Annotated in this window: 27 protein-coding genes and 1 pseudogene; 12 read left to right on the top strand and 16 right to left on the bottom strand. The window is 33.1% G+C overall.

Features of this window, described 5'->3' with window-relative positions; genetic code table 11:
• Positions 1-687: 687 nt before the first annotated feature.
• The 3 genes from HCJ50_RS14340 to HCJ50_RS14330 all read left to right on the top strand — a co-directional run bounded on the left by HCJ50_RS14340 (position 688) and on the right by HCJ50_RS14330 (position 3,288).
• Positions 688-1,647 carry an acyltransferase family protein gene (locus HCJ50_RS14340; RefSeq protein WP_185395759.1) on the top strand — a complete coding sequence of 320 codons (960 nt, stop codon included), beginning with the start codon at positions 688-690 and terminating at the stop codon, positions 1,645-1,647.
• A gap of 473 nt (positions 1,648-2,120) precedes the next feature.
• Complete coding sequence (locus tag HCJ50_RS14335) at positions 2,121-2,645, top strand: matrixin family metalloprotease (RefSeq protein WP_185349518.1); 525 nt, start codon at positions 2,121-2,123, stop codon at positions 2,643-2,645.
• 22 nt (positions 2,646-2,667) lie between these two features.
• Positions 2,668-3,288: a hypothetical protein gene (locus HCJ50_RS14330; protein ID WP_185349520.1), complete on the top strand. Its 621-nt coding sequence runs from the start codon at positions 2,668-2,670 to the stop codon at positions 3,286-3,288.
• A 55-nt stretch (positions 3,289-3,343) separates the two neighbouring features.
• Here the strand turns inward: HCJ50_RS14330 and HCJ50_RS14325 are convergent, their stop codons facing one another.
• Positions 3,344-3,937: a YdeI/OmpD-associated family protein gene (locus HCJ50_RS14325; RefSeq protein WP_185349522.1), complete on the bottom strand. Its 594-nt coding sequence runs from the start codon at positions 3,935-3,937 to the stop codon at positions 3,344-3,346.
• 115 nt (positions 3,938-4,052) lie between these two features.
• The gene (locus HCJ50_RS14320; protein WP_185349524.1) at positions 4,053-4,460 is read right to left on the bottom strand and encodes a VOC family protein; all 408 of its coding nucleotides are present in this window, start codon (positions 4,458-4,460) and stop codon (positions 4,053-4,055) included.
• A gap of 164 nt (positions 4,461-4,624) precedes the next feature.
• Between HCJ50_RS14320 and HCJ50_RS14315 the strand changes: the two genes are divergently transcribed.
• The gene (locus tag HCJ50_RS14315) at positions 4,625-5,236 is read left to right on the top strand and encodes a histidine phosphatase family protein (protein ID WP_185349526.1); all 612 of its coding nucleotides are present in this window, start codon (positions 4,625-4,627) and stop codon (positions 5,234-5,236) included.
• A 44-nt stretch (positions 5,237-5,280) separates the two neighbouring features.
• Here the strand turns inward: HCJ50_RS14315 and HCJ50_RS14310 are convergent, their stop codons facing one another.
• On the bottom strand, positions 5,281-5,541 hold the full coding sequence (locus HCJ50_RS14310) for a hypothetical protein (protein WP_185349528.1): 261 nt from the start codon (positions 5,539-5,541) through the stop codon (positions 5,281-5,283).
• Between the two features lie 124 nt (positions 5,542-5,665).
• Here HCJ50_RS14310 and HCJ50_RS14305 point away from each other — a divergent pair, with 124 nt between their 5' ends.
• Both HCJ50_RS14305 and HCJ50_RS14300 read left to right on the top strand, forming a co-directional pair.
• Positions 5,666-7,078 (top strand): DEAD/DEAH box helicase, encoded by a 1,413-nt coding sequence (locus HCJ50_RS14305; RefSeq protein WP_185349530.1) that lies wholly within the window; start codon positions 5,666-5,668, stop codon positions 7,076-7,078.
• 24 nt (positions 7,079-7,102) lie between these two features.
• A complete protein-coding gene (locus tag HCJ50_RS14300; protein ID WP_185349532.1) occupies positions 7,103-7,366 on the top strand; it encodes a DUF3116 family protein in 264 nt (87 codons plus the stop codon).
• A 65-nt stretch (positions 7,367-7,431) separates the two neighbouring features.
• Here HCJ50_RS14300 and HCJ50_RS14295 read toward each other — a convergent pair whose 3' ends face one another.
• Positions 7,432-8,166, bottom strand: a complete 735-nt coding sequence (locus HCJ50_RS14295) for an SDR family oxidoreductase (RefSeq protein ID WP_260443084.1) — start codon at positions 8,164-8,166, stop codon at positions 7,432-7,434.
• 94 nt (positions 8,167-8,260) lie between these two features.
• Here HCJ50_RS14295 and HCJ50_RS14290 point away from each other — a divergent pair, with 94 nt between their 5' ends.
• Complete coding sequence (locus HCJ50_RS14290; protein ID WP_185349534.1) at positions 8,261-8,677, top strand: MerR family transcriptional regulator; 417 nt, start codon at positions 8,261-8,263, stop codon at positions 8,675-8,677.
• Positions 8,678-8,964: 287 nt separating this feature from the next.
• Here the strand turns inward: HCJ50_RS14290 and HCJ50_RS14285 are convergent, their stop codons facing one another.
• Positions 8,965-9,210 (bottom strand): hypothetical protein, encoded by a 246-nt coding sequence (locus tag HCJ50_RS14285; RefSeq protein WP_185349536.1) that lies wholly within the window; start codon positions 9,208-9,210, stop codon positions 8,965-8,967.
• Positions 9,207-10,408, bottom strand: a pseudogene (locus HCJ50_RS14280) (MFS transporter). Before HCJ50_RS14280 ends, HCJ50_RS14285 begins: the two are co-directional and overlap by 4 nt.
• Before the next feature lie 204 nt (positions 10,409-10,612).
• On the opposite strand from HCJ50_RS14280, the gene HCJ50_RS14275 reads away from it, so the two are divergent.
• Positions 10,613-11,272 carry a Crp/Fnr family transcriptional regulator gene (locus HCJ50_RS14275; RefSeq protein WP_185395757.1) on the top strand — a complete coding sequence of 220 codons (660 nt, stop codon included), beginning with the start codon at positions 10,613-10,615 and terminating at the stop codon, positions 11,270-11,272.
• Positions 11,273-11,316: 44 nt separating this feature from the next.
• Here the strand turns inward: HCJ50_RS14275 and HCJ50_RS14270 are convergent, their stop codons facing one another.
• The 3 genes from HCJ50_RS14270 to HCJ50_RS14260 all read right to left on the bottom strand — a co-directional run bounded on the left by HCJ50_RS14270 (position 11,317) and on the right by HCJ50_RS14260 (position 12,884).
• Positions 11,317-11,508: a hypothetical protein gene (locus HCJ50_RS14270; protein ID WP_185349619.1), complete on the bottom strand. Its 192-nt coding sequence runs from the start codon at positions 11,506-11,508 to the stop codon at positions 11,317-11,319.
• A 64-nt stretch (positions 11,509-11,572) separates the two neighbouring features.
• Complete coding sequence (locus tag HCJ50_RS14265) at positions 11,573-12,418, bottom strand: YitT family protein (RefSeq protein ID WP_185349617.1); 846 nt, start codon at positions 12,416-12,418, stop codon at positions 11,573-11,575.
• 328 nt (positions 12,419-12,746) lie between these two features.
• Complete coding sequence (locus HCJ50_RS14260) at positions 12,747-12,884, bottom strand: hypothetical protein (protein ID WP_185349514.1); 138 nt, start codon at positions 12,882-12,884, stop codon at positions 12,747-12,749.
• Positions 12,885-13,032: 148 nt separating this feature from the next.
• Between HCJ50_RS14260 and treR the strand changes: the two genes are divergently transcribed.
• Positions 13,033-13,749 (top strand): trehalose operon repressor, encoded by a 717-nt coding sequence (gene treR / locus HCJ50_RS14255; RefSeq protein ID WP_185349512.1) that lies wholly within the window; start codon positions 13,033-13,035, stop codon positions 13,747-13,749.
• Between the two features lie 29 nt (positions 13,750-13,778).
• Here treR and treC read toward each other — a convergent pair whose 3' ends face one another.
• The gene (treC, locus tag HCJ50_RS14250; protein ID WP_185349510.1) at positions 13,779-15,422 is read right to left on the bottom strand and encodes an alpha,alpha-phosphotrehalase; all 1,644 of its coding nucleotides are present in this window, start codon (positions 15,420-15,422) and stop codon (positions 13,779-13,781) included.
• An 18-nt stretch (positions 15,423-15,440) separates the two neighbouring features.
• Positions 15,441-16,925 carry a PTS system trehalose-specific EIIBC component gene (treP, locus tag HCJ50_RS14245; RefSeq protein WP_185395648.1) on the bottom strand — a complete coding sequence of 495 codons (1,485 nt, stop codon included), beginning with the start codon at positions 16,923-16,925 and terminating at the stop codon, positions 15,441-15,443.
• 116 nt (positions 16,926-17,041) lie between these two features.
• On the opposite strand from treP, the gene HCJ50_RS14240 reads away from it, so the two are divergent.
• Positions 17,042-17,503: an NUDIX hydrolase gene (locus HCJ50_RS14240; protein ID WP_185349500.1), complete on the top strand. Its 462-nt coding sequence runs from the start codon at positions 17,042-17,044 to the stop codon at positions 17,501-17,503.
• Positions 17,504-17,539: 36 nt separating this feature from the next.
• Here HCJ50_RS14240 and HCJ50_RS14235 read toward each other — a convergent pair whose 3' ends face one another.
• Positions 17,540-18,004 (bottom strand): hypothetical protein, encoded by a 465-nt coding sequence (locus HCJ50_RS14235; protein ID WP_185349498.1) that lies wholly within the window; start codon positions 18,002-18,004, stop codon positions 17,540-17,542.
• Positions 18,005-18,192: 188 nt separating this feature from the next.
• Here HCJ50_RS14235 and HCJ50_RS14230 point away from each other — a divergent pair, with 188 nt between their 5' ends.
• Entirely contained in the window at positions 18,193-19,140 is a 948-nt protein-coding gene (locus HCJ50_RS14230) for an alpha/beta fold hydrolase (protein WP_185349496.1), read from the top strand.
• Between the two features lie 116 nt (positions 19,141-19,256).
• Here the strand turns inward: HCJ50_RS14230 and HCJ50_RS14225 are convergent, their stop codons facing one another.
• From HCJ50_RS14225 to HCJ50_RS14210, 4 genes are all read right to left on the bottom strand, one after another.
• Positions 19,257-20,504: a glutamate-5-semialdehyde dehydrogenase gene (locus tag HCJ50_RS14225; protein ID WP_185395649.1), complete on the bottom strand. Its 1,248-nt coding sequence runs from the start codon at positions 20,502-20,504 to the stop codon at positions 19,257-19,259.
• Positions 20,497-21,318, bottom strand: a complete 822-nt coding sequence (proB, locus tag HCJ50_RS14220) for a glutamate 5-kinase (RefSeq protein ID WP_185349492.1) — start codon at positions 21,316-21,318, stop codon at positions 20,497-20,499. The genes HCJ50_RS14225 and proB overlap by 8 nt, the downstream gene beginning before the upstream one ends.
• A gap of 162 nt (positions 21,319-21,480) precedes the next feature.
• Positions 21,481-22,620, bottom strand: coding sequence for a PrsW family glutamic-type intramembrane protease (locus tag HCJ50_RS14215; protein WP_185349490.1), 1,140 nt, complete (start codon positions 22,618-22,620; stop codon positions 21,481-21,483).
• Between the two features lie 78 nt (positions 22,621-22,698).
• The gene (locus HCJ50_RS14210; RefSeq protein ID WP_185349488.1) at positions 22,699-23,094 is read right to left on the bottom strand and encodes a helix-turn-helix domain-containing protein; all 396 of its coding nucleotides are present in this window, start codon (positions 23,092-23,094) and stop codon (positions 22,699-22,701) included.
• 150 nt (positions 23,095-23,244) lie between these two features.
• Between HCJ50_RS14210 and HCJ50_RS14205 the strand changes: the two genes are divergently transcribed.
• The coding region (locus HCJ50_RS14205; protein ID WP_185349486.1) for a helix-turn-helix domain-containing protein at positions 23,245-23,421 on the top strand (177 nt) is incomplete at its 3' end.

Genomic DNA, 23,421 nt, shown 5'->3' with positions numbered 1-23,421 from the left:
TGAGATATAATTTGATTATAATGAAAAGAGAAAAATATAGGACTTGAAAGATAGAGAGTAGAAACGAAAATTGTTTAAGTAGATTTTTGTTTCTGGTTTTTGTTAGAAATTGAATAATTAACCATTGAGCTAAATAAAGAAGCTATAATTTAGTTGATAAGGATTATTCAAATGGTTAAGCACATAGAAGTTATAAAGTGTTCTTCTGATAAACTTATGACAGATTAATTTTGCTAGTTCCATGCGAAAAGGTAATAAAGAAGATTTTATAAAAGAAAATTTAGTGTTTTATGTGGTAAATTCAACTTTCGTAAATATGAAAAGCTATTTATTTTGTCTGATTATGTTGTTGTAAAATAGTTTGTAATAATAATTGTATTTTAAAGTTGCATTTTATATCCAAGCCATATATCTGAACCATCCCGCTACATAAATAGCATCCATATTAGCTTGAACAATATGTGTTTCTAAATTTATAATCATTATCCATTTTTATCATATTTTATTGCAAGATTGGTTATTAGTATATCTCGTTATCCTATATATAAGTATGGATTTTATGCTGTCTCAAATAGTTTCATATCTTGTAAATAAAGCGCTATGCTATTATACTGTTTTAAATTTTAATCTGAGGTATATTAATTGGGAGGGAATATAATAAATTACATAACTATTGGAGGAGAAAAATTGAAAGAAAAAGGATATGATATTCAAATATCTAATATGAAAGGGCTGCTTATTTTTCTAGTAATGTTTGGGCATATCTTACTAATAGTGGGATCTAAAGAAAAAGTATTGGTTGATATTATTTATGCCTTTCATATGCCAGCTTTTATTTTTATTAGTGGGATATGTACACAAAGAGCAAATTTTAAGAAAATTGGTAAACTTATTGGTATTTTTATTGTATTTCAACCATTATTTTTATTATTAGGGCTGATAATCGGCTATTATCCAACAATTAGCATGAAAACATTAGTTACACCAGCTTATCATTTATGGTATTTATTGGCATTAGCAGCTTGGACATTATTCGCAATTTATGCTAATAAACGTGGGAAATATGCAAAAGATACATTGTTTTTAGTTGCGATTTTGTTAGTCTTAGCGGTGGTTAATAGATATTTTTACGGGACGCAGTTTTTAACAATTACAAGAATACTTAGTTTTGCGCCTTACTTTATAGCCGGATTTTATTTAGGTACAGACGGTTTGGTTAAAGTTCGTAATTTAATTGGAAAATATAAATACATAGGTATAGCCGCTTTTGTAGTATTAATTGGCGCTTCATATTATTTATTTTCAGCGAATTCAAATGCATATTTTTCTTTATTTTCTGTTTTTTCAGACAAAGCAGCATTTAGCGCATCAACAATGGGATATTTAATTAACATAGTTGCATCATTTGCATTAGCATTTTTATGGATTGCATTACTTATTATATTAGTTCCTACTAAAAAAACAAACTTAGTTGTGGTTGGTAATAATACGTTATATCCTTATGTTTTACATCCAATCATAATTTTCTTCATGGTACCAAAGGCAGCTTTTTTTGCAGAACAAACAGCCACATTCCAGTTAACCTTTGCTTTAATGCTTGCTATTTCCATTTACTCTATATTTACTTTGATATTTAAAAAGAAATAAGTATAAAGTTTGTAGGATGATAATTTTAACCCGCTGATTGGCGGGTTTTTTTATGTATAGAATGGAAGTTGAATTATAATTTTTCTCTCAGATAGCACCTCATAAATATACATACATATACATTATTTATTTTCCTTTTTTATTAAAAATAATAGTTAAATTGCTGTATTTAATATGAAAATGGGCATAAATATGATTCAGAAATGAACTTTTTGTGACAATTTAATATAGCTGTGCATAAATTGTAAGTAATGACTCAAATGAAGAATATTTAGAGTGGGAATATCCATTTCATAGACAAGCGAAAATAAAAACTTTCTTAAATTAGCCATCTTTTTTATCAAATAAAATAAGAATATCTTGCTTCTTTACATTTTTGGTTATACATAAAGCTAGGATGTTACAATTTTTTTGAAAACAATATCGAGTTTACCTGCTCTTTATTATTTTAAAAAAAAGGAGGCAACTAAGAAATGCTAAAAAGGAAATTTGTGTTTATTTTGTTCGCTGTTTTTTCTATGTGTGCAGTGCTGTTAAATCCAGTGGAAGGGGAGGCCTATATTCTAAACGGTCAAAAAGCAACTAATCCTAAATTTATTAGTTATTTTAATAATTCATCTATTGTAAAACAAAAAATGGAGGGCTATATGAATTATGCAACAAAATGGAACTATTCTGGCAGCCCGGTGAAATTAGTGAAATGTTCAGGTCCATTCGGAGTTATCATTACCAATTCGTATAGTAGTGAAAGTAATGGAACCTATGCTACGACGTATTACAAGACTAAAAGAAGTTCAAGTATTGTCTATTATGCTGCATTTAAAAAAGCTAGTGATGCAAATAAAAAAGAAACAGTAGTCCATGAAGTAGGGCATGCAATTGGATTATCACATACTCAAGCTAAAAATAATTCAATTTCCGTTATGCGAAAAACGAAATTTAATGGAAAAGCATATCCTTTATCAGATGATAAAAAAGGTATAAATGTAAAATATTAAATAGAAAGAGTGGATGATGTTTATGACGAAGAAAAAAATAACTATTATTAGTATAATCGCCGTTTTTTTACTAAGTGTAGGGGGTTATATCACTTATCAAAAAATGAAACCATCTAACGTTTCTGCTAAACCAAAGGAAATTTCAGTAGAAGCTAAAATTGATGGTTATTCTACAGAAGAAGAGTTAACAAACGCTAGTGATCTGATTGTTATCGGTAAACTTGATAAACAAGGTGATTCCGAAGTGAAACGTAGCGAAGAAGGAGATATTTTAAATGTATATAGAATGTCTGATTTCAAAGTATCGCAAGTAATTAAAGATGCAACCACGCAAAATATAGTAGAAGATTCCATTATCCCAATTTATGAAAATGAAGGTTATGATAAAAAAACCAATACTACTTATCATGTAGCTGGCTATGAAAAAATGGAAATCAATGAAACTTATATGCTATTTTTATCCTATGAAGTAGAGAACAAATATTATATTCCATTAGGCGTTAATTTTGGAAAAATGAATATTGATAGTGAGAAAGAAACGGAATTGTTTGGTGAAAGCGGTGAAACAGAAAAAGAAATTAATGATGTACAAGCCGATGCATTAGATGAATATAAAGAGGAAATAAACGAAGAAAATAACTAAAAAATAAGCGTTGATGGGAGAACTTCAAAAGGCTCCTATCGACGCTTATTAAAATTTAATCTTTAAGCCCTAAACCATCGAATATTTGCTCTTGATATTTTTCAATCCGAGAAATCCGTGTTTTAGATTGCTTTGGAGCTGCAAAAAATAACAAGTATGCTCTTTGACGTCCAGGTGTGAGTGCTTCAAAAGCTTCTTTAAAGGCAGGCAATTCATCAAATCTTGCTTGAAGTTCTTCAGGAATAGGAAATGTTCTATCTTGTTTCACTTCCACTTTTAATCCAGCTGCCTCCACTTCAATTGCGTTTTGAATGTAACTTTTTAAAGTATCCTTCATATCTAAAATTTGTTGAAGGTTGGTAAATCTGATTTGTCTGGCTGCTTGTACATTTTCAGTTTGTTGAATTAAAATATTATCGGGATCGCGTAGAAGAGCTCCTTTCATAAATAGAAGAGCGCAATACTCGTTAAAACCATGAATAAGAAAGATATTACCACCATTTAAAGCATAGCAAGGTTTGCCCCATTTAAACTCTTCTGTTAGTTCAAATTCAATTGCAATTGCTCGTAATGCTTTAAATTCAGCTTGCCAATTACTTGGTTTGTTAAGTAATGAATCTACTTTTGGATTTAATTCAGTTTTTGTCATCTAAGAATTACCTCGTTTCTGTTGATTACCATGCTAAAAATTACTTTTTGGTATGTGTTAGTTTACCTTAATAAGAACGCCTCGTGCAAATTTGCTGAGAAGAAAGTGGCTAATATTAAGATAAATTAAATTGCCATCCTGTACCAAAACGATCAGTAACCTGCCCATATTTATCTGACCAAAAAGTCTTGGCAAGCGGCATAGTGACCGTACCGCCTTCAGCAAGTTGGTTAAATTGCTTGGTTAGTCGCATTTCGTCAGTTGTGTCAATCACTAAGGTAATATTATCACCAAAAGTGAGTGGCATAGATTTGGGAATATCCGAAAACATTACTTTTACACCATCAATGAGCAAACTAGCATTCATAACTAAATCTTTTAATTCGTCATCAATAGGTTCGTTTTCTGGATGAACTTCACCGTATGTCTTTAAATCCATGCATTTAGTCCCAAAAACCTCTTCATAAAACGTAATAGCCTCTTTGGATTGTGTCCTGAAAGTTAAATAAACATTTAAAACCATTGGAACTCCTCCTCGATTTATATTCGTTTAAGTAAGAATTATTTAAGTGGTTTTATTATAGCAGATACGAGTGAAAAGAGGAAAAGTTAAGATAATCATTTACTTGACTTGGAGTTACTTCAGGGTGGTAGACTATAAATAAGCTATATTTTGGAGGGAATTGTATGAAAAAAACATTATATTTAATGCGTCATGGACAAACATTATTTAATGAACGAAAAAAAATTCAAGGCTTTTGTGATGCACCGCTGACAGAACTTGGAATCAAACAAGCCAAAATAGCGGGAAGCTACTTTCAAGAAAATAATATTCAGTTTGATAAAGCCTATAGTTCCACATCAGAAAGAGCTTCAGACACTTTAGAATTAGTCACAAAAATGGATTACATAAGATTAAAAGGATTAAAAGAGTGGGATTTTGGAACATTTGAAGGAGAAAGTGAAGATTTAAATCCAGCACTGCCATACGGGGACTTTTTTGCAGCATATGGAGGGGAACGAGAAAAAGACTTTCAAAATCGAATAGTTACGACGATAGAGAGTATTATGAGTCAAGGGGAGTATGAAGTGATTTTTGCTGTTTCTCATGGAGCGGCATGTGCGCAATTTGCTCGTTACTGGGAGAACACAAGTAAGATTGGCATAATAAGTGGGTTAAAAAACGGGTGTATTTTAAAATTCGAATTTGAAAATGGCGCATTTAGTCTAGTTAACTTCATCAATCATGATTTTGAGAACGGAACACATATCGAGGCAGTTAAAACAGCCACAACTTAAAAAATAGCCTCTTATTAGAAATAGGTTCTAATAAGAGGCTATTTTTATTGAAATAAATTCTTTATCTTATCCAAAAAACCACCAGTTAGTTCATTTGCAGTATCTTGCAAGTTTTCTGTGAGACCACCTGCTTGATCTTGCAAGGTCTCTGTAATATTGGTAGCTTTATCTTGTAGATTTTCGGTTACATTAGTTGCTTGCTCGCCGAGTTCAGAAGCTTTAGTAGTTGCATCTTCTGTCAGTTGTCCTAAATTTTCCAGTGGCAATGACTCCGTTACTTTATTCTGTAAATCCTCTAAATTCATCATTTTCCTCCTTATTTTGGGGGCTTATAGTTCATTTTAGAGGAAAAAAGCAGGAAGTTCAAACAATTTGTATTATCCTTGATGTCCAAATATGATATGATGGGATGAGGAAATGAGGACTGACATGAATAATTTAAAGTTAAGTGAAGAAATTAAACGAGCAATTAATGAGCTAGGATATAAAGAAGCGACCCCTGTTCAAAAAGAAGTAATTCCTGTAGCATTAACAGGTAAAGACATTGTCGCAAAATCACAAACCGGAAGCGGAAAAACAGCTGCATTTGCAATTCCACTTTCTGAACAAGTTATTTGGGAAGAAAATAAACCTCAAGCTTTAATTATTGTGCCGACAAGAGAGCTTGCCATGCAAGTAAAAACAGAATGTACTAATATTGGTAGATTTAAGCGAATTAAAGCAGCCGCAATTTATGGACAATCACCATTTGCTAAACAAAAACTAGAATTAAGTCAAAAAAATCATATTGTAGTAGGAACACCAGGACGATTATTAGATCATATTGAAAAAGGATCACTTAAAGTTGATAAGGTGACACATTTAGTACTAGATGAAGTAGATGAAATGCTTAGTATGGGCTTTATAGACCAAGTAGAGGATATTCTTCAATTTTTACCTAGCAAACGGCAAAATCTATTTTTCTCCGCTACATTACCAGAAGAAATGCAAGCGTTAATAGAACGTTATCAAGTTAATCCCACTGTTATTGAAATTGCTTCCGAAAAAGCAAATCCGATTATCCATATGGAAATGCAAACTGACAATAAAGAAAAAACACTTCAAGACGTTTTAATTACTGAAAATCCGGATAGCACCATTATTTTTTGTAATACCAAAAATCAAGTAGATGAACTAAGTGACTTACTTCAAGTAAATACAGCTAAAATCCATGGGGGATTACGACAAGAGGACCGTTTTCGTGCACTGGATGATTTTAAAAGTGGTAAATCGCGCTTTTTAATTGCCACAGATGTAGCAGGTCGAGGCATTGATGTGGAAAATGTGACGCTAGTAATTAACTATGATTTACCAATCGAAAAAGAAAATTATGTGCACCGAATTGGTCGTACTGGTCGCGCAGGAAATAGTGGCAAAGCAATCAGTTTTGTCAAAACAAACGAAAATCCCTTGCTTAGAGATATTGAATCTATGTTAAATATCACGATTGAAAAGAAACGCAAGCCAACCGTTATCGAAGTAAAAGCAAATGAAGAAGCATTCCGCAAAAAACAACAAAAACGTCCAACTATCAAAAAAGCTCGTGGCGAAAAATTAAATAAAAATATCATGAAACTTTATTTTAATGGTGGGAAAAAGAAAAAAATTCGTGCGGTAGATTTTGTAGGTACCATTTCCAAGTTGGATGGAATCACATCAGAAGATATTGGAATTATAACTATAGAAGATCAAGTTTCATTTGTAGAAATTCTCAACGGAAAAGGTCCTGCTGTGCTTGAAATGATGCGCTCACGTAAAGTAAAGGGCAGGAGGCTAAAAGTGAATGAGGCAAGAAAACGATAATTTAATGAAAAGAAGGTTGCTGGCATGGAAAGACCTAGAAATGATCTTATTTTTATGGTGTTAAATATCGTTAAAAATCCAGCCTATAATATAAAATCATTAACCATTAATTTCTTGGAAAATGACATCGTTGGAGATGCTACTCGAAATGAGCTCCTCTACTGCACCTATTGGTTGGAATTTCACGGTTTTATCCAGCGTGATAAGAATAACCTTCAAAAAAAGTATTATAGCATCACCAAACAAGGAGACTTTTTACTGCAAAAAATAAAAAATGAATCTTCATAGTTTGTTCATAGTCTATTCATATTTATTCGGTATATTAAAAGTAACCTTTTTTTCAAAATCATATCTCACCTGACAGCATCCGCCTCCCTACTAAAAGCGGATGCTGTTATTTTTATGCAATAATGATAGAAAAATGAAAATGCTTCTGCAATACTTTCAGGTGAAATAGCTAACTTTCTAATTTCTTTAAGTCCGTTTATACTGTCTTCTTCTGTAATATCTGCTCCTAATTCAGTATCTGTCACCCCAGGAGCCAGTAGGGTAAGTTTGATACGTCCATCAAGTTCTCTTCTAAGACCTTCATGAATTGCACGAATAGCAAATTTTGTTCCAGCATAAATAACGCCTGTGGGTTCTGAATTATAACTAGCCACTGAACCTGTTGTGATAATCTGACCATCGCCTGCTTCAAGCATAATTGGCATAACGGCTGCTAATCCATGTAAAACTCCTTTGATATTCACGTCCACCATTTTATCCCATTCATCAGTTTTAAACGATTCTACATGAGATAATGGCATAATTCCTGCGTTGTTAAACATAACATCCACTTGACCAAATGTAGCTAATGCTACTCGAACTAATTCATCGACTTCTTCTTTCTTTGTGACATCTGTCATGGAATAAGTTGCTTCACCACCGTTATCGACAATTGTTTTGACAATCGTTTTTAAGCGCTCTTCACGACGGGCTCCCAAAACAATTTTCGCTCCTTTTTTCGCTAATAGTAAAGCAGTCGCTCTACCAATACCACTACTTGCTCCTGTAATTACAATAACTTTTCCTTTGATATTAGACATATATGATATTCTCCTTCCTTAATATGATACAATAAAAGCATAGCACCTTAGAGTGAGTCTCAGTCAAGTAAATATAAGTAGGAGCATGAAAAATATGTCTTATACAATTAAAGAAGTAGCGACAATAATGAATATCTCTGCACACACATTACGATTTTATGATGATCATGGATTATTTCCTTTTGTACATCGGGATAAAAATAATGTACGTCAATTTTCTGATAAAGACCTGGAATGGGTATATGTTGTTCAATGTCTGCGAACAACTGGACTTCCCATTGAGCAAGTGAAGCATTATATAAATATGTGTGTTGAAGGTGACGCAACAACAGAAGAGCGTTACAACCTAATGTTACAACAACGCGAGGTCATGCAAGCTGAATTGCAAAAAATTGAAAAACAATTGAAAATGCTTGATTATAAAACGCAATACTACCATAATATTTTATTTAATGAGAAAAAAGATTTGCATAATCCTTTCATTTTTGATAGTCCTATACAAGAAGTGTAAGATTAATTTTAATGCTAATTACGTATATAGCAATGTATCTGTTTAGTTTTTTTGAAGTGCTATCAATTGTGAAACACTCACTTTCGAACTATTACTTGCACGAATTGATGAGATAATTATTCATGAAAGAATCCCAATTGAAGTACACTATAAATTCGGCTTAAGTGATTTAGGTGTATTTACTGAAAAAATGGTATGAAAAAAGAGGCATGATTTCAATGCCTCTACTGAAATGAAACTATACTTGCTTATGAATAACTACCATTAGCGCAATGCTTTTGCTAATATCATGAAGTGGTAAAGTAGTTTGCTTGCCATCTACTAATTAAATCTTTGGCATTCTCTGTGGATAACTTTTTGTGGCCGATAATTTGTTCTTTAACAATTTCTAAGCTTTCAAAGTGATCAATTATTCGCTGTGCAGGGTTATTAATATATACATCACTTAAAAGAATGGAAGCTGTTTTTTCTGTCTCAGCAGCGCGAATTCCAACGATATATCCAGCTGCTGTAACTAATAATAATTTATTCATATTTCTTCGCTCCCTTGTATTTGTTCTACGGTCTTATGAACCGATTTTTAGATAAAAACATATAAATGAAAATGCAGGAAAAGGCAATCAAACCAGCGATAATATAAATGCCTTGAAAAGATAAAACATGATGAATTTCTCCCAAAATATATGGACCAATCCCTAAACCTAAATCAAGCCCAATAAAGTAAGTAGAAAGCCCAATTCCAATTCGATGTGGTTCACAAACTTTTAAACAAACTGCTTGTCCATTAGACATAAAAGTACCATAACCGAGTCCAATCATTCCCCCAGAAATTAATAAAACTAAACTAGAAGAACTCATACTAAGAACAACTAAACCAACTGCTAAAAATAGGTAACTAGGATACATTACATATTTTTCCCCTTTAGCATCAAAAATTTTTCCAGACATGGGTCTTGTGAAAGTAATGACTAATGCATAAACTACAAAGAAAAAAGTACCAGCGCTAACTAAATTAATTTCTTTTGCATATGAAGCTAAGAAAGTAAGCACACTTGAATAAGAAATCCCCATTAAAAAGGCAATGAAAGTTATTGGAATCACTTTGTACTCGATAAAACTTTTTACAGTCCAAGTTTGTAAAGCTTTCTTGTGTTCTGAAGTTAATTCGATATTTTTAATTGGAAGGGAAAAACATAAAATAGTTGTTAAAAAGACAATAACTGTAGAAAAAATAATAATAGTATAAAAACTAGTGTTGCTTAATAAAATCATCCCAATAAACGGTCCAATAGCAGCGGCTAAGCTTGTACTAAGACCATAATAATTAATTCCTTCCCCATTTCTAGAATTCGGAATATAAGCTGTTACAATCGCGTTGGTGGCAGTCGATGTTGTTCCGTACGCAAAGCCATTTAAAAAACGAATAAAGAACATTACCCCAATAGTCGGCATATATATGTAAGCCATCGTAGTTATTAAGAAAAAAATAATCCCATATCTTAAGACTTGTTTTCGCCCAAACAACTCTAGCTTTTTCCCCATATATAATCGTGCCAATAAAGTGCCAATAATATAGATGCCAGAAGCAAAGCCTGCCTCAGCAAGTGATGCATTTAATTCTTCCTGAGCAATCACAGCGATAATAACCATTAGTAAATAATATACAAGATATACAACGAAATTAATCAAGGTAATCAGTATAAAACCCTTATTAAATAGTTTTTCTTTCATAAATAAAATCCCTCTCTACTTGTAATTTGCTATTTATCTTAGCAACAAGCCATATTATAGGTGATTTTATTGTAATGCACTTTTTAATTTGTTAAATCTTTCTGATATAGACAAATATATATAACATATGTTGAAAAAAATGGTAATATTATTTTGTATGATTAGTAGGGCGTTTGGAGAAAAAGACGAAAAGGAGGGGGAGAAATGGATCATGACATTCTAAACAACTATGTTAGCTCCAATGACTTCCAAGTGATTACTAGGAGAAAACGAAAATATTTAACATATGAAGGACTTGAAGATTCCTACGTTTACATATTAAAAAAAGGCATTATTAAAACCAGCATTATTTCAAGAGATGGTCGGGAATTTAATTTAGTATATATCAATAAAATGGACATTGTTTCCCTATTAAAAGATGAATATTCCCAGTTTGCAAATGCACCATTTAATATTCGGGTTGAATCAGATAGCGCGGAGCTTTACCAAGTAGATAGAGTTCTGTTTTGGCGTGATGTCAATCAGGATAATGATTTGCAGTTTTATGTAAAAGATTATTATCGGACAAGATTATTACAATCTATAAAAAAAATGCAACAAATGTTGATGAATGGAAAATTAGGCGCAATTTGCACTCAATTATATGAGTTGTATACTTTATTTGGTGTTGAAATAGCAGAAAATCAATTTTTGATAGACTTTTTAGTTAGTAACGAAGAAATTGGTCATTTTTGCGGGATAAATTCAGCAAGCAGTGTTAATCGTATTTTTCAGCAATTAAAAGCAGAAGGGGTTATTACAATGAAAAATCGCTATATTATTATAAAAAAAATTGATGTTATCCAAGAAAACGTCATTTTTTAAAAGAAGGTATTAGAAAAGCACTACAAATTGCTTGCAGTGCTTTTCTAGCCCTTTTTTTTCGTATAGCGGATTTTTAATGTAACTATTCCGATGATTATTAATAAAAAGCCAACCATCAAATTCTCCCAGTCACTAAAATCCCAGAAAATCGAAATGCCGATATTTGATAGCCCTAAAAAAACAAAAACCAAGCCAACAACAAGTAAAAAACAATACGCCGGTTTAGATATTTTCATAAGGACGCCTCACTTAATTAGAATAATTTCTTCATCATTGTATCATAAGTTTTGCTAAACGACATTATTCACTAGTAATTTGTTTTGTAAATCCTTCGCCAACCACACTTTGTACATCGTTTATTATAAAGAAAGCTTTTTCATCATATTTATTAACGATTTTTGTAAGGGGGAGAAGTTGATCGCGACTAATTACAATATAAAGAATTTTTTTATCTTGACGCATATAAAAACCTTGACCATTGAATAATGTAATTCCGCGTTCTAAGTTTGCATCAATTTCTGCTGCAATATCTTCATAATGGTCAGAAATAATTGTAACAGATTTCTTCGGATTATAGCCTTCTAAAATGAAATCAAGTACTTTTGTTGAGATGTAGAGGGAAACCACTGTAAATAACATGTTTTCAAAACCAATAACAAATACAGAAGGAATAACGACAATTAAATCAAAGAAAAGTAATGCATAACTTGTATTCCAACCAAGATATTTATTAGCAATTTTCGCTAAAATAGCACTCCCAGCAGTTGTTCCACCACCGTTCATAATAAGTCCCATACCAAGTCCCATCATAATCCCAGCAAAAATTGCAGCTACGATTGTCTGATTTGCAACAAATGCAAGAGGTTCCGAAAAATGTAGAAATAGTGAGGTAAAGCTGATGGCAACAATTGTCCAAACGATTGTCATGCGGTCCAAAAATTTATAACCAATAATAAGTAAAATACCATTAAATATTAGCGTTGTTATAGCTGGTGTCCAATCGAATAAGTAATAAAGCATCATCGTTAGTCCCGTAACCCCGCCTTCACCAAGATTATTCGGAATCGCAAAGACATTGACTGCAAGCGAGAAAATCAGTGCTCCCACGATAATTTTTGCAATGTTCCAACCTGTTTTCTTTTTCATTTACATTTCTCCTTTCCACACAAAAAAAGACCCAAGAATACCACCAAATCGGCACTCTGGAGTCTTTTTATAAAAAAAGCATTAACTGACATCCCTGTCATTAATTGTCTCACCATAAAAAATTGCTATTCATTTCAACACAATTTAAAATATAACATAAAAAATAACGACCTTCAAGCAGTTTGAAGAAAAAAAGTTAGCCAAATATAGCTAAAAATGGCATTAAATTAAGTAAAAATAAACCTATTAGAACGCTAATAACGATTTTAATGACTAGTGGTTTTTCGCTTGCTGCTTTTTTCATTTTGTTCCCCCCCTTAACTCACGCTTACTTTGCCCAGTGCACAAATTCATTTTTAAGTGGCATATAAGTGGTAGTTTTTTTCTTATAAATTTGATAAGCAAATAAAAATCCTAAAAATGCTGGAACGATAATTGCGATAATAGTTAAAATAACTTTAGTCAAAAAAATTACCTCCTCTTATTCAAACACTTGAACAAAACTGTCTACTCATAGTGTACCAAATTTCACGTGATTTTGGTAATAAAGTGAGTTAATGAATTTCGGTTACAATTAATAATAAATGTGCTACAATTACGTTGGGTGAGTTAATTTGAATAAGAAAAATAAATTTTTTGATATTTATCTAGAACTAGAACAAGATATTACATCTGGTGTATACCCAGCAGGAACATTACTACCTAGTGAAAATGTTCTAGCCAAGCGCTTTTCGGTATCTCGTGAAACGATTAGAAAAGCATTGGTTTTATTACTCGAAAATGGGTGCATTCAGAAACTTCAAGGAAAAGGGTCTGTTGTACTTGATCGTGAGCGTTATTCATTTCCAGTTTCTGGTCTCACAAGTTTTAAAGAATTACAAAAATCAGAGCATATGAATGCCACCACAAAAGTCATAAAAAACAAGCAAACAACTTTGCCAAGTCAGATAGCTGATTTTGCTGGCCTTCCTAAGGATACTAAATGTCTGGAGATTCTTAGAGTTAGATATTTAGAAGAAGAGGCGACCATATTAGACTATGATTATTTACTAGGTGGAGAAACTGAGCCAATTGCAACTAACATTTTAGAAGATTCGTTATACCAGTATTTAGAGAATGAAAAGGGCTATGAAATCAGTTATGCGCAAAAAGAGATTACAGTGGAACCATTGAATGCGAATGATAAAAAATATTTAGCTTTGCATGGTGATACGCATGTTGTAGTTGTGAAAAGCACTGTGTTTTTAAAAGATACAACACTATTTCAATATACAGAATCACGGCACCGAATGGACAAGTTTCGCTTTATTGATTTTGCACGTAGACGATAAAAAACCGAGAAAATCTCTCGGTTTTTTTATTAAAGCAATGTTAATGTTTCATAAGGAGAAAGTTCCATTATTGGAGTGATTTCTGTTCGGTGATAGTTTGAAAGTAAAATCTGAGCGTTTAAAAATTCGTTCGGAATAACAATGGATTTTTTCCTTGTTCCAAAGTAGTGAATGGAAAGCAATGTAGCTCCATCAGTTGATCGCGTGTAAGCAATAATATTCTCTTCATTTGTAAACGCTGGTGTATAATCGCCAGTTTGAATAACAGGGTGTTTTTTACGCAAAGCAATTAATTTTTGATAGAAATAAAAGATACTTGCTTTATTAATCAGTGCTTCCTTAACGTTTATTTTTTTTGCATTATCAGCTACTTTTAGCCAAGGAATTCCAGTAGTAAAACCAGCATTTTTAGTGGTATCCCATTGCATAGGTGTTCGACTATTATCTCTCGAGCGCTCCTTAATAATGGACATTACTTCTGTTTCACTAAATCCTTGTTCTCGCAGAATATCAAAATGGTTTAGCGTTTCAATATCTACATATTCATCTATAGTAGCAAATTTCGGATTCATCATCCCGATTTCCTCTCCCATATAAACAAAAGGAGTTCCCCTCATAAAGTGAATAGTCGCTGCAAGTAGGGTAGCTGAATGGTAGCTAAATTTAGGATCATCCGAAACAAAACGTCCAAGCGCTCTCGGTTGATCATGATTATTCCAAAATAGTGCATCCCAACCATTTTCTTTAGACATGGCAACTTGCCAAGTATGGAAAATCGATTTTAAACTTGTAAAATCAACTTCAGCTAAACGCCATTTTTCACCATTTGGGTAATCCACTTTTAGATGATGGAAATGAAATACCATGGATAGTTCTTTTTCTGTTGGATTACTATAACGAACACAATTATCAATATCGGTGGATGACATTTCACCAACTGTAATAATCGGTTTTTCGCCAAAAGTAGCTTGATTTAATTCTTTTAAATAATTATGAATACCTGGTCCATCAGTATAGAAACGACGTCCATCACCTTCAAAATCATCCTCTAAAAATTTAGGTTTTGCAATAACATTAAGCACATCTAATCGAAAACCTTCGACACCTTTATCTATCCAAAAATTAACTACATCATATAATGCTTTTCGAACATTTGGATTAGCCCAATTTAAATCTGCTTGTGTGACATCATATAAGTGCAAGTAATAGTCTGTCGTATCAGGCAATTTTTCCCATGCACTGCCTCCAAATTTAGATTCCCAGTTTGTAGGAGGGGGGCCATTTAACTTACCTTGACGGAAAAAATAAAAATCTCGATAATAAGGATCCCCATCTAGTGCTTTTTGAAACCAAATATGTTCTGTTGACGTATGATTTAGTACTAAATCTATCATAATGCCAATATTTCTTTTTTTAGCTTCAGAAATTAATGTTGTGATATCATTCATTGAACCAAACAGTGGATCAACTGCAGTATAGTCTGCTATATCATAACCATTATCATTTTGAGGAGAGGGGTAGAAAGGATTAATCCAAATCATTTCTATTCCCAATTGTTGTAAATAATCAAGTTTTGCTGTAATACCTGGAATATCACCAATCCCATCACCATCAGTATCGTAGAAAGATTTCGGATATACTTGATAAATTGTTTTTTGAGAAAAATTTTTCATAAAGAAATGCCTCACTTTTTAGTTGGTTGTTTTTGCTGTTTTCCGATACTCATTGTTACCAAAAGTACGAATTGGCTCAGTATCTACTTTATTTAGAATATTATATTTGCGGAATAATATAGTAAGGATAAATGGAACAACTATCGTAATCAACATACAAATTGCAAAAATTGTAAAATATTTTGGATTAATTGATAGAATACCTGGAATCCCACCGACACCAATAGAATTGGCCATTACACCACTTGAAACAGAAACAACGGCAGCAATCGAAGACCCTATCATTGCAGCTACAAATGGATATAAATATTTTAAATTAATCCCAAACATGGCAGGTTCAGTTACACCAAGATAGCAGGAGATAGTCGCTGGAATGGAGACTTGTTCTTCTTTTTTATTGCCACGATGTAAGAAAATTACTGCTAAAACTGCAGAACCTTGCGCAATATTAGAGAGAGCGATCATTGGCCAGAGATTGGTACCACCAAATTGGCTCATAAGTTGTAAATCAATCGCATTTGTCATATGATGCAAACCAGTAACGACCAGAGGCGCATATAAGAAGCCAAATAAAGCAGCGAATAGCCAGCTTAGCCCACCAGTTAATCCCGCATATACTACGTCCGAGATGGCATCACCAATTTTCCAACCAATTGGTCCAAGGATGACGTGAGCCGCTAAAACAGTGGGTACGAGCGCAAAAAACGGAACAAATATCATGGAAATTGCATTTGGAATAAATTTTCGTAGCCAAATTTCAAGATAGGCCAACATAAATCCAGCCATAATTGCTGGTATAACTTGAGCTTGATAACCAATCATTTGTACTTGAGCAAAGCCAAAATCCCAAACTGGAATATCGCCAGCTTTTGTCTCAACAACACTGTAGGCATTAAGTAATTGTGGGGAAACAAGTGTTAAACCAAGTACAATCCCGAGAATTTGTGTTGTTCCCATTTTCTTTGCAATAGACCATGTAATTCCAACAGGTAAGAAATGAAATACCGCTTCGCCTATAAGCCATAAGAAGCTATAAACACCAGCCCAAAATGGATAAACATCTACAATTGTTTTTGTACCTTCTTCTAAAAATTTAATATCACCAATAACATTGCGGAAACCTAAAATTAGTCCCCCAACCACAATAGCTGGAATTAATGGAGTGAAGATTTCTGCTAGACCAGCAAGCATTCTTTGCAGTAAACTCATATTTTTCTTTGCATCTACTTTGGCATCATCTTTATTAACGCCTTCAATACCACTAATTTTTGAAAATTCATTATAAAAAATAGCAACATCATTACCAATAATTACTTGAAATTGCCCAGCCTGTGTAAATGTCCCTTTTACAGCTGGAATGTCTTCAATTGCTTCAATATTCGCATTATCTGGATTGTGTAAAACGAAGCGCATCCTTGTAGCGCAATGCGTAACGGATGAAATATTTTTTTTACCACCAATTAAATCTAAGAGCGTTTTTGCATCTTTTTGATAGTCAACCATAAAACTTCCTCCTTTTTAACTTGTATATACAAGTTGTTCGCCATTACTATACTATAAAAAAATTGAAAGCGCAACCACTTTTTCTATGATAAAATAAAAAAGAAGGGGTGAATTTAATGAAACATATTAGAACGGCGGCAATTATACAGCATAAAGACAAAATTTTACTACATTCAGCTCAAAATGAAAATTATTGGACACTTCCAGGTGGAGCGGTGGAGGAAGAATCTACAAAAGAAGGGTTAATCCGAGAAATGATGGAAGAATTAGGTGAAGCAGTCGAAATTAAGGAGTTAAAAATCATTGCGGAAAATCAGTTTTTCTATCGGGGGAAAAAAATCGATAGTGTGGAGTTTTACTATCAGGTTGAATTATTACCGAAAAGTCTTTTAATTGAAAAAGAATCATTTGTAAGAACAGAAGCATTTGGACAGTTTGGAGATCAGCCATATGAGTTAATGTTTAAATGGTTTAATCTAAATCAGTTGGATAATCTAATACTATTACCAGCGTTTCTTGCTACTGAATTACAACAAATGGAACCAAATCAGATGAAACATATTGAACAGCTTACATAAAAAAACCACGAAATTTGATTTTCGTGGTTTTTACGTTTATTTTGTTAAAGAAACAAGTGTAATTTCTTTTTTACTAATATCTAAAAATGGTAATTTAACTCTTGTATCCAAGCAGTAAGCATTATAAAGTAATGGTTTTAAGGTGGTAGTAGAACTTTCTACTTGTCTGACGAAGCTACCAATCTCTTGATATAAAATCTCGATATTTTTTAGACTACCAATTTTGGAATCAATGCGGTTTTCACTAACATTAACATTAGAGTTAGTTACTTTTTCATTAAATTCATCATTGATTGCATCTTTTGTACGTTCTATTCTGGTAAATCTTGTATCTTCCCAATCAATTTCAATAATGTGACAGTCATCAAGCTGTAAAAAATCACCAGTCCAAAGTTTTCCATCAATTTCGACAATCATTTTAGTTTCTGGGAAAATCTCTTTATTACGGTATTTTTTTAGTAAATAATCATACATTTGTAATTGCGCTAAACAGTTATCCATGTGTGTCATCTCCTTATGGCAATAGTATATCATATTGTGATTATGTGAACAATCTTATCCATGTAAATGAATAGTTAGAACTGTAACTTTTTAACTAGTTATACAAAAGTCCTAATATAATTGCTTCGAATAGTGAAAATAAATCCTCGATGTTATACTAAATATAAGATGAGCTGGGGGGAAGACTTATGTATAAAGAAATAAAATTAAAAGCAGCTGATGGATTGAATTTGCATTTACATATATGGGATAAAGTAGAAAATCCAGTCGGCATTGTTCAAATTGTTCATGGAATGGCTGAGCATGGTGCAAGATATAGCCTATTTGCAGAACGTTTAAATCAAGCTGGTTATATAGCAGTTGCCGATGATCATCGTGGTTTTGGTAAATCTGCTATAGACGAATCTGACTTAGGTCATTTAGACGGAGAATCAGGTTTTAAAGATATGCTAGAAGATGAAGTAATGGTAAAAGACTATTTAATGAAAACTTATCCAGAGTTAACTTATTTTATATTTTCACATAGTATGGGGAGTTTTTTAATGAGAAATTTTGTTGCAAAATATGAAGCAGATGGAGTAATTTTTTCAGGTAGTGGTTTGCAACCAGATGTATTACTAAAAATGGGGCAACTCATTACAGCGAAGCGAATTAAAAAAGATGCAATGAAACGAAGCGGCTTTCTCAATAAGTTGGCATTTTGGGGATATAATAAACCATTTAATGAAAATCATCGTTTCAGTTGGCTTACAAGAGATGTATCTAGTTATAATGCATATGAAGAAGATCCATTCTGTGGTCCTGTCATTGGAACAACAGGTTTCTTTCACAATCTGTTTGAAGCAGTGAAAATTAGTCAACAAACAGAAACATATCAAAATGTGCCCAAAACATTGCCGATATTATTACTATCAGGAAGTGACGATCCAGTGGGACATTTTGGAAAAGACATACCCAAAATTGCTTTAGCCTTTGAAAAAGCAGGAGTAGAAGATGTAACATACAAAATATATGAAAATGCCCGACATGAATTGGTAAATGAACTTTGTAAAGAAATTGTTTTTCAAGACGTAATAAATTGGATGAACAATAAAATAAAACAAAGAGGCTGGGACATAACTAAATCTCCGCAATAGAAGTTAGAAAATAGAAAAGCAGAAATCATTGTATAGAGCCATTTCGAAAAATGGGATAGACATGATTTCTGCTTGTTTTTCATTTTAGAGACCCTTTTGTTTCAGCCTCTTTGTTTTTAATTTCTAATTTGCCCATCTCCAAAAATGATATATTTAGTAGATGTTAGTTCTGCTAATCCCATAGGACCACGTGCATGAAGTTTTTGTGTGCTAATACCAATTTCTGCACCAAAGCCCATTGCAAAACCGTCAGTAAAGCGAGTAGAAGCGTTGATATAAACAGCAGCAGCATCAACTTTTTGGTGGAACGATTGGCCAGTCGCATAATCATTTGAAACTATTGCTTCTGAATGTTTGGTACCATATTTATTAATGTGCGTAATTGCCTCATCAGCGGAATCAACTACTTTTATAGCTAAAATAAAGTCTAAAAACTCATCTTCCCAGTCAGATTCTGTTGCTACTTTGGCATCAGTTAAGATTGCTCTAGCTCTTTCATCAGCTCGTAGTTCTACTTGATATTTATTTAGTTCGGCTTCCATTACTGGTAAAAATTTCTCAGCAACATCACGATGAATGAGTAAAGTTTCAGCAGAATTACATACAGAAGGACGAGAACATTTTGCATTTACTAAAATATCAATTGCCATTTGTTGTTCAGCGCTTTTATCTACATATATATGACAATTTCCAGTACCAGTCTCAATCACAGGAACTGTAGCATTTTCAAGAACAGTTTGAATTAATTTAGCTCCTCCGCGCGGGATAAGTACATCTAAAAAACGATTAAGGCGCATCATATCTCGAGCTGTTTCTCTTGAGGTATCTTCAATTAATTGGACACTAGCGCGCGGGAAACCTGATGACTCAATAGAATCTTGAATAACAGACATTAAAGCTGTATTGGAGTTTATTGCATCGCTTCCACCACGGAGAATAACAGCATTACCAGTTTTAAAACAAAGCGCAGAAGCATCCACAGTGACATTTGGCCGAGATTCATAAATAATCCCTATAACACCAAGTGGGACTCTTGTTTTTCCAATTGTTAATTCTGCTTCATTTTTCCACATATGGATTACTTCACCAATAGGATCACTAAGCGTTACTACTTGCTGAACAGCATCTGCTATTTCCTTGATACGCTCCTCAGTTAAACGTAATCTATCAATCATCGTTTCTGGTGTTCCTTTTTGCCGCGCCCGGGTAATATCTTTCTCATTTTCTTGAAGGAGTTTGGCTTTGTTTTTTAGCAAATCGGTACTTAATTGCAGTAGCGCTGTATTTTTTTCTTTTGTACTAGCCTGTGCTAAAAATGTTGCAGCTTCTTTTGCAGCCATGCCTTTTTTTATGAGTTCAGTCATGCGAATATTCCTCCTTTGGGCTAGCGAATAGTGTTCCAATTGATTTGCCTTGCATAATATCAAAAATAATGGCAGGATTTTTTCCATTGGTTAAAATCATTTTTTGACCAGCATTGATGCAGTAGGAAGCAGCTGAAAGTTTTGTTAACATACCACCAGTTCCAAATTCTGATCCTTTTCCTCCAGCAAGTGTTTCCATTTCAGGGGTAATTTGTTTTATTTCTGAAAACATAACTGCATCTGGATTTGTTGATGGATTCGTTTCATAAAAACCATCAATATCAGATAACATAATAAGTAAATCCGCTTTAACTAACTTAGCTACGATTGCAGAAAGGAGGTCATTATCACCGTATTTTGTAACATGCTCAAGTTCCTCTACAGCCACGGTATCATTTTCATTAACAATGGGGATAATCCCGCTGTTTAAAAGACTTTCTAGTGTATTCATCACATTTTCACGACTAATAGGAAAGTCGGTCACATCACGAGTAAGCAAAACTTGTCCAACCACTTGTCCATATTCACCAAAAAATTTACTATAAATATGCATTAACTCGCTTTGACCAACGGAAGCAACTGCTTGCTGTTCTGGAATAGTAACTGGTCTAACCGGGAGTTGCAATTTGTGACAGCCAACTCCAATTGCACCAGAAGAAACGAGAATTACTTCTTTTCCTTCATTTCGTAAATCAGATAAAACCATTGCTAATTTTTCAATAGTGCGTAAATTAATATGGCCATTTTCATACATCAATGTACTTGTACCAACTTTAATTACTAATCGCTTGCTATTTTTCAAAGATTCGCGCATTTCTATGACCCCTCTGCTAAATAGATAATACTTCTATTTTACATGAAAATCGGGATATGTCTACATTAGTTATCGTTTTAAAAGCAGAATACCCAGCTTCATTTCTTAAAAATGCATATAAAAAGAGTGCTAAGAAGGTATTATTCTTAGCACTCTTTAAAATTATTTAGCTGTTTTACTTGCAGCGGATATAGCAGATACTTGTTTTAGCCCTCTACTAATTAGCTGTAAAATAACAAACCAAACAATGATAATTAACACAATTTGTTTAAATGCAATTGCTGGAAGTGGGTTTAACGGACAATCCCATACAAAATGAAGTAAAATCGGGATTATAAATAATTTCCAGAATGTACCAGTAAAGATATGTTGCATACCTAGTTTTTGGTCTCCTTTAGCAATAACAAGCGCTGCCCCAGTTATTGCTGCCCAAACCACATGACCACCGATAGACTGCCAGCCGCGACTGAAAATCACATTAATCATTGTTTCGCCAGCAATATGAATATCTTTAAATAAAAATGCAGCATCCACACTATAATTAAATGCATAACCGAGCGATTCAAAGGCAGCAAATCCAGCGCCAACAGCTGCTCCAATTAGTAAACCATTTAAAATATATTTAGAATTTAACGAGCGAATGAATAGTGCTACAATAATCATTTTTCCAGTTTCTTCAATAAAACCAACTAAAAGAGCATTAAAATAATTCAATTTACCAACTGGAATAATCGAATAAATAATAAGTGTTGCAACTAATGCTGCTACTCCTCCGATAAAGAACATGCGAACAACATCAAAAACACTAATATTACGAGGTGCATTCGTTTCAAAAAAGAATAGTAACACGGAAAATGGTACAGCGAATGAACCAATCACCATAAGACCAGGGATAGTATTGCTATTATCAAATAAATATGTACATGCAAGAAGTAAGAAATAAGTGATGATTAAAACTAAGAACACTCTTGCGAATACCCATGGATGTGGCCAAGTATGCGGAATGTCACTAGTTGCTGGAGTGGTATATTTTGTCCCAGCGATAAATACTTTTTCTCCTTCTTCTTTAGTGTGTTTTTTGAAAACAGACGAAAATAAGTCTCCAATTTTTAATTCTGAATTCCCGCGGCTTTGAACACGTTGGTGCAATTCGGTTTGTTTAAAGGCTACCCACTCTGGATGAGGGGATTTTTGAACTAAGGTAGTGTCGTTGATTTCCTTTTTTTTGTACAGAGTAACCATCTCTAGATTAGTAAAAGGTCCAACTTTCTGTTCATTCTTTTTGAAGTACCATTCTGACAAATGAAACTCCCCCTTTGTATTTTATTTTTACAACTTTAATTATTCCCGATAATAAAAGTTGTTAAACAAAATTAGCAATTAATTATTTAATTTTTTTGCTTGCTCGTAAATAAAATCAAGGGAGTCAGCTAGATAATGTGTAGTTTTATCTGTTAAAGGTTGACCGTCAAACTTTAAGTCATCTTCATATTTTAAATCTTCACTAATTTTCATGATCCTTTGTGCAATTTCTTTTTCACTCTCAAGTTCACTAGGCGCATACGTCGGTAAGCTATGTTGCCCTAGTAAATAATCAACACTAACATCATAGAGTGTGGCAATTTGTGTGACCATTTCCAAATCTGGTTCGCGAATACCATATTCCCAATTGCCGTAAGTAGATGGTGCTTTTAAACCAAGTCTTCTAGCTGTTTCTGCTTTCGACCAACCTTGTTTTTCTCTGAGCAGTGTAAGTCTATTACTTAAATTTGGCATTGTTTCACTCCTTTTTGTTCGATTATACAATATCTTACTCAATTTAGCTATAATTTAACACAAAACGAATTATTTTGCAATTGACATACCCTTACCGAGTTGGTATTATTGTATTAACAACTCAAACTGTGTAGATAAGGAGAAGATAACATGAAAACAGTAGACACTAGAAGCATTAATACGGATAAAATTCGAGAGCTACGATTACAACGGGGAATTACACAGGCTTTTATCGCAAGGAAGATGGGATACAAGTACACTAGCGGTTACAGTAACATAGAAAAAGGAACAGTAAGACTTTCACATCAAAATGCCGTTATTTTAAGC

The organism is Listeria immobilis (assembly GCF_014322765.1).
In the GTDB taxonomy this organism is placed as follows: Bacteria; Bacillota; Bacilli; order Lactobacillales; family Listeriaceae; genus Listeria; species Listeria immobilis.
Note: the sequence above shows the minus strand (reverse complement) of the source record. Positions and strands in the feature narration are given on the sequence as shown.

What these genes read in the sequence shown, in the direction of transcription:
- HCJ50_RS14335 (WP_185349518.1), top strand. Translation starts at nt 2,121, where the DNA reads ATGCTAAAAAGGAAATTTGTGTTTATTTTGTTCGCTGTTTTTTCTATG.
- HCJ50_RS14330 (WP_185349520.1), top strand. Translation starts at nt 2,668, where the DNA reads ATGACGAAGAAAAAAATAACTATTATTAGTATAATCGCCGTTTTTTTA.
- HCJ50_RS14325 (WP_185349522.1), bottom strand. Translation starts at nt 3,937, where the DNA reads ATGACAAAAACTGAATTAAATCCAAAAGTAGATTCATTACTTAACAAA.
- HCJ50_RS14320 (WP_185349524.1), bottom strand. Translation starts at nt 4,460, where the DNA reads ATGGTTTTAAATGTTTATTTAACTTTCAGGACACAATCCAAAGAGGCT.
- HCJ50_RS14315 (WP_185349526.1), top strand. Translation starts at nt 4,625, where the DNA reads ATGAAAAAAACATTATATTTAATGCGTCATGGACAAACATTATTTAAT.
- HCJ50_RS14310 (WP_185349528.1), bottom strand. Translation starts at nt 5,541, where the DNA reads ATGAATTTAGAGGATTTACAGAATAAAGTAACGGAGTCATTGCCACTG.
- HCJ50_RS14305 (WP_185349530.1), top strand. Translation starts at nt 5,666, where the DNA reads ATGAATAATTTAAAGTTAAGTGAAGAAATTAAACGAGCAATTAATGAG.
- HCJ50_RS14300 (WP_185349532.1), top strand. Translation starts at nt 7,103, where the DNA reads ATGGAAAGACCTAGAAATGATCTTATTTTTATGGTGTTAAATATCGTT.
- HCJ50_RS14295 (WP_260443084.1), bottom strand. Translation starts at nt 8,166, where the DNA reads ATGTCTAATATCAAAGGAAAAGTTATTGTAATTACAGGAGCAAGTAGT.
- HCJ50_RS14290 (WP_185349534.1), top strand. Translation starts at nt 8,261, where the DNA reads ATGTCTTATACAATTAAAGAAGTAGCGACAATAATGAATATCTCTGCA.
- HCJ50_RS14285 (WP_185349536.1), bottom strand. Translation starts at nt 9,210, where the DNA reads ATGAATAAATTATTATTAGTTACAGCAGCTGGATATATCGTTGGAATT.
- HCJ50_RS14275 (WP_185395757.1), top strand. Translation starts at nt 10,613, where the DNA reads ATGGATCATGACATTCTAAACAACTATGTTAGCTCCAATGACTTCCAA.
- HCJ50_RS14270 (WP_185349619.1), bottom strand. Translation starts at nt 11,508, where the DNA reads ATGAAAATATCTAAACCGGCGTATTGTTTTTTACTTGTTGTTGGCTTG.
- HCJ50_RS14265 (WP_185349617.1), bottom strand. Translation starts at nt 12,418, where the DNA reads ATGAAAAAGAAAACAGGTTGGAACATTGCAAAAATTATCGTGGGAGCA.
- treC (WP_185349510.1), bottom strand. Translation starts at nt 15,422, where the DNA reads ATGAAAAATTTTTCTCAAAAAACAATTTATCAAGTATATCCGAAATCT.
- treP (WP_185395648.1), bottom strand. Translation starts at nt 16,925, where the DNA reads ATGGTTGACTATCAAAAAGATGCAAAAACGCTCTTAGATTTAATTGGT.
- HCJ50_RS14240 (WP_185349500.1), top strand. Translation starts at nt 17,042, where the DNA reads ATGAAACATATTAGAACGGCGGCAATTATACAGCATAAAGACAAAATT.
- HCJ50_RS14235 (WP_185349498.1), bottom strand. Translation starts at nt 18,004, where the DNA reads ATGGATAACTGTTTAGCGCAATTACAAATGTATGATTATTTACTAAAA.
- HCJ50_RS14230 (WP_185349496.1), top strand. Translation starts at nt 18,193, where the DNA reads ATGTATAAAGAAATAAAATTAAAAGCAGCTGATGGATTGAATTTGCAT.
- HCJ50_RS14225 (WP_185395649.1), bottom strand. Translation starts at nt 20,504, where the DNA reads ATGACTGAACTCATAAAAAAAGGCATGGCTGCAAAAGAAGCTGCAACA.
- proB (WP_185349492.1), bottom strand. Translation starts at nt 21,318, where the DNA reads ATGCGCGAATCTTTGAAAAATAGCAAGCGATTAGTAATTAAAGTTGGT.
- HCJ50_RS14210 (WP_185349488.1), bottom strand. Translation starts at nt 23,094, where the DNA reads ATGCCAAATTTAAGTAATAGACTTACACTGCTCAGAGAAAAACAAGGT.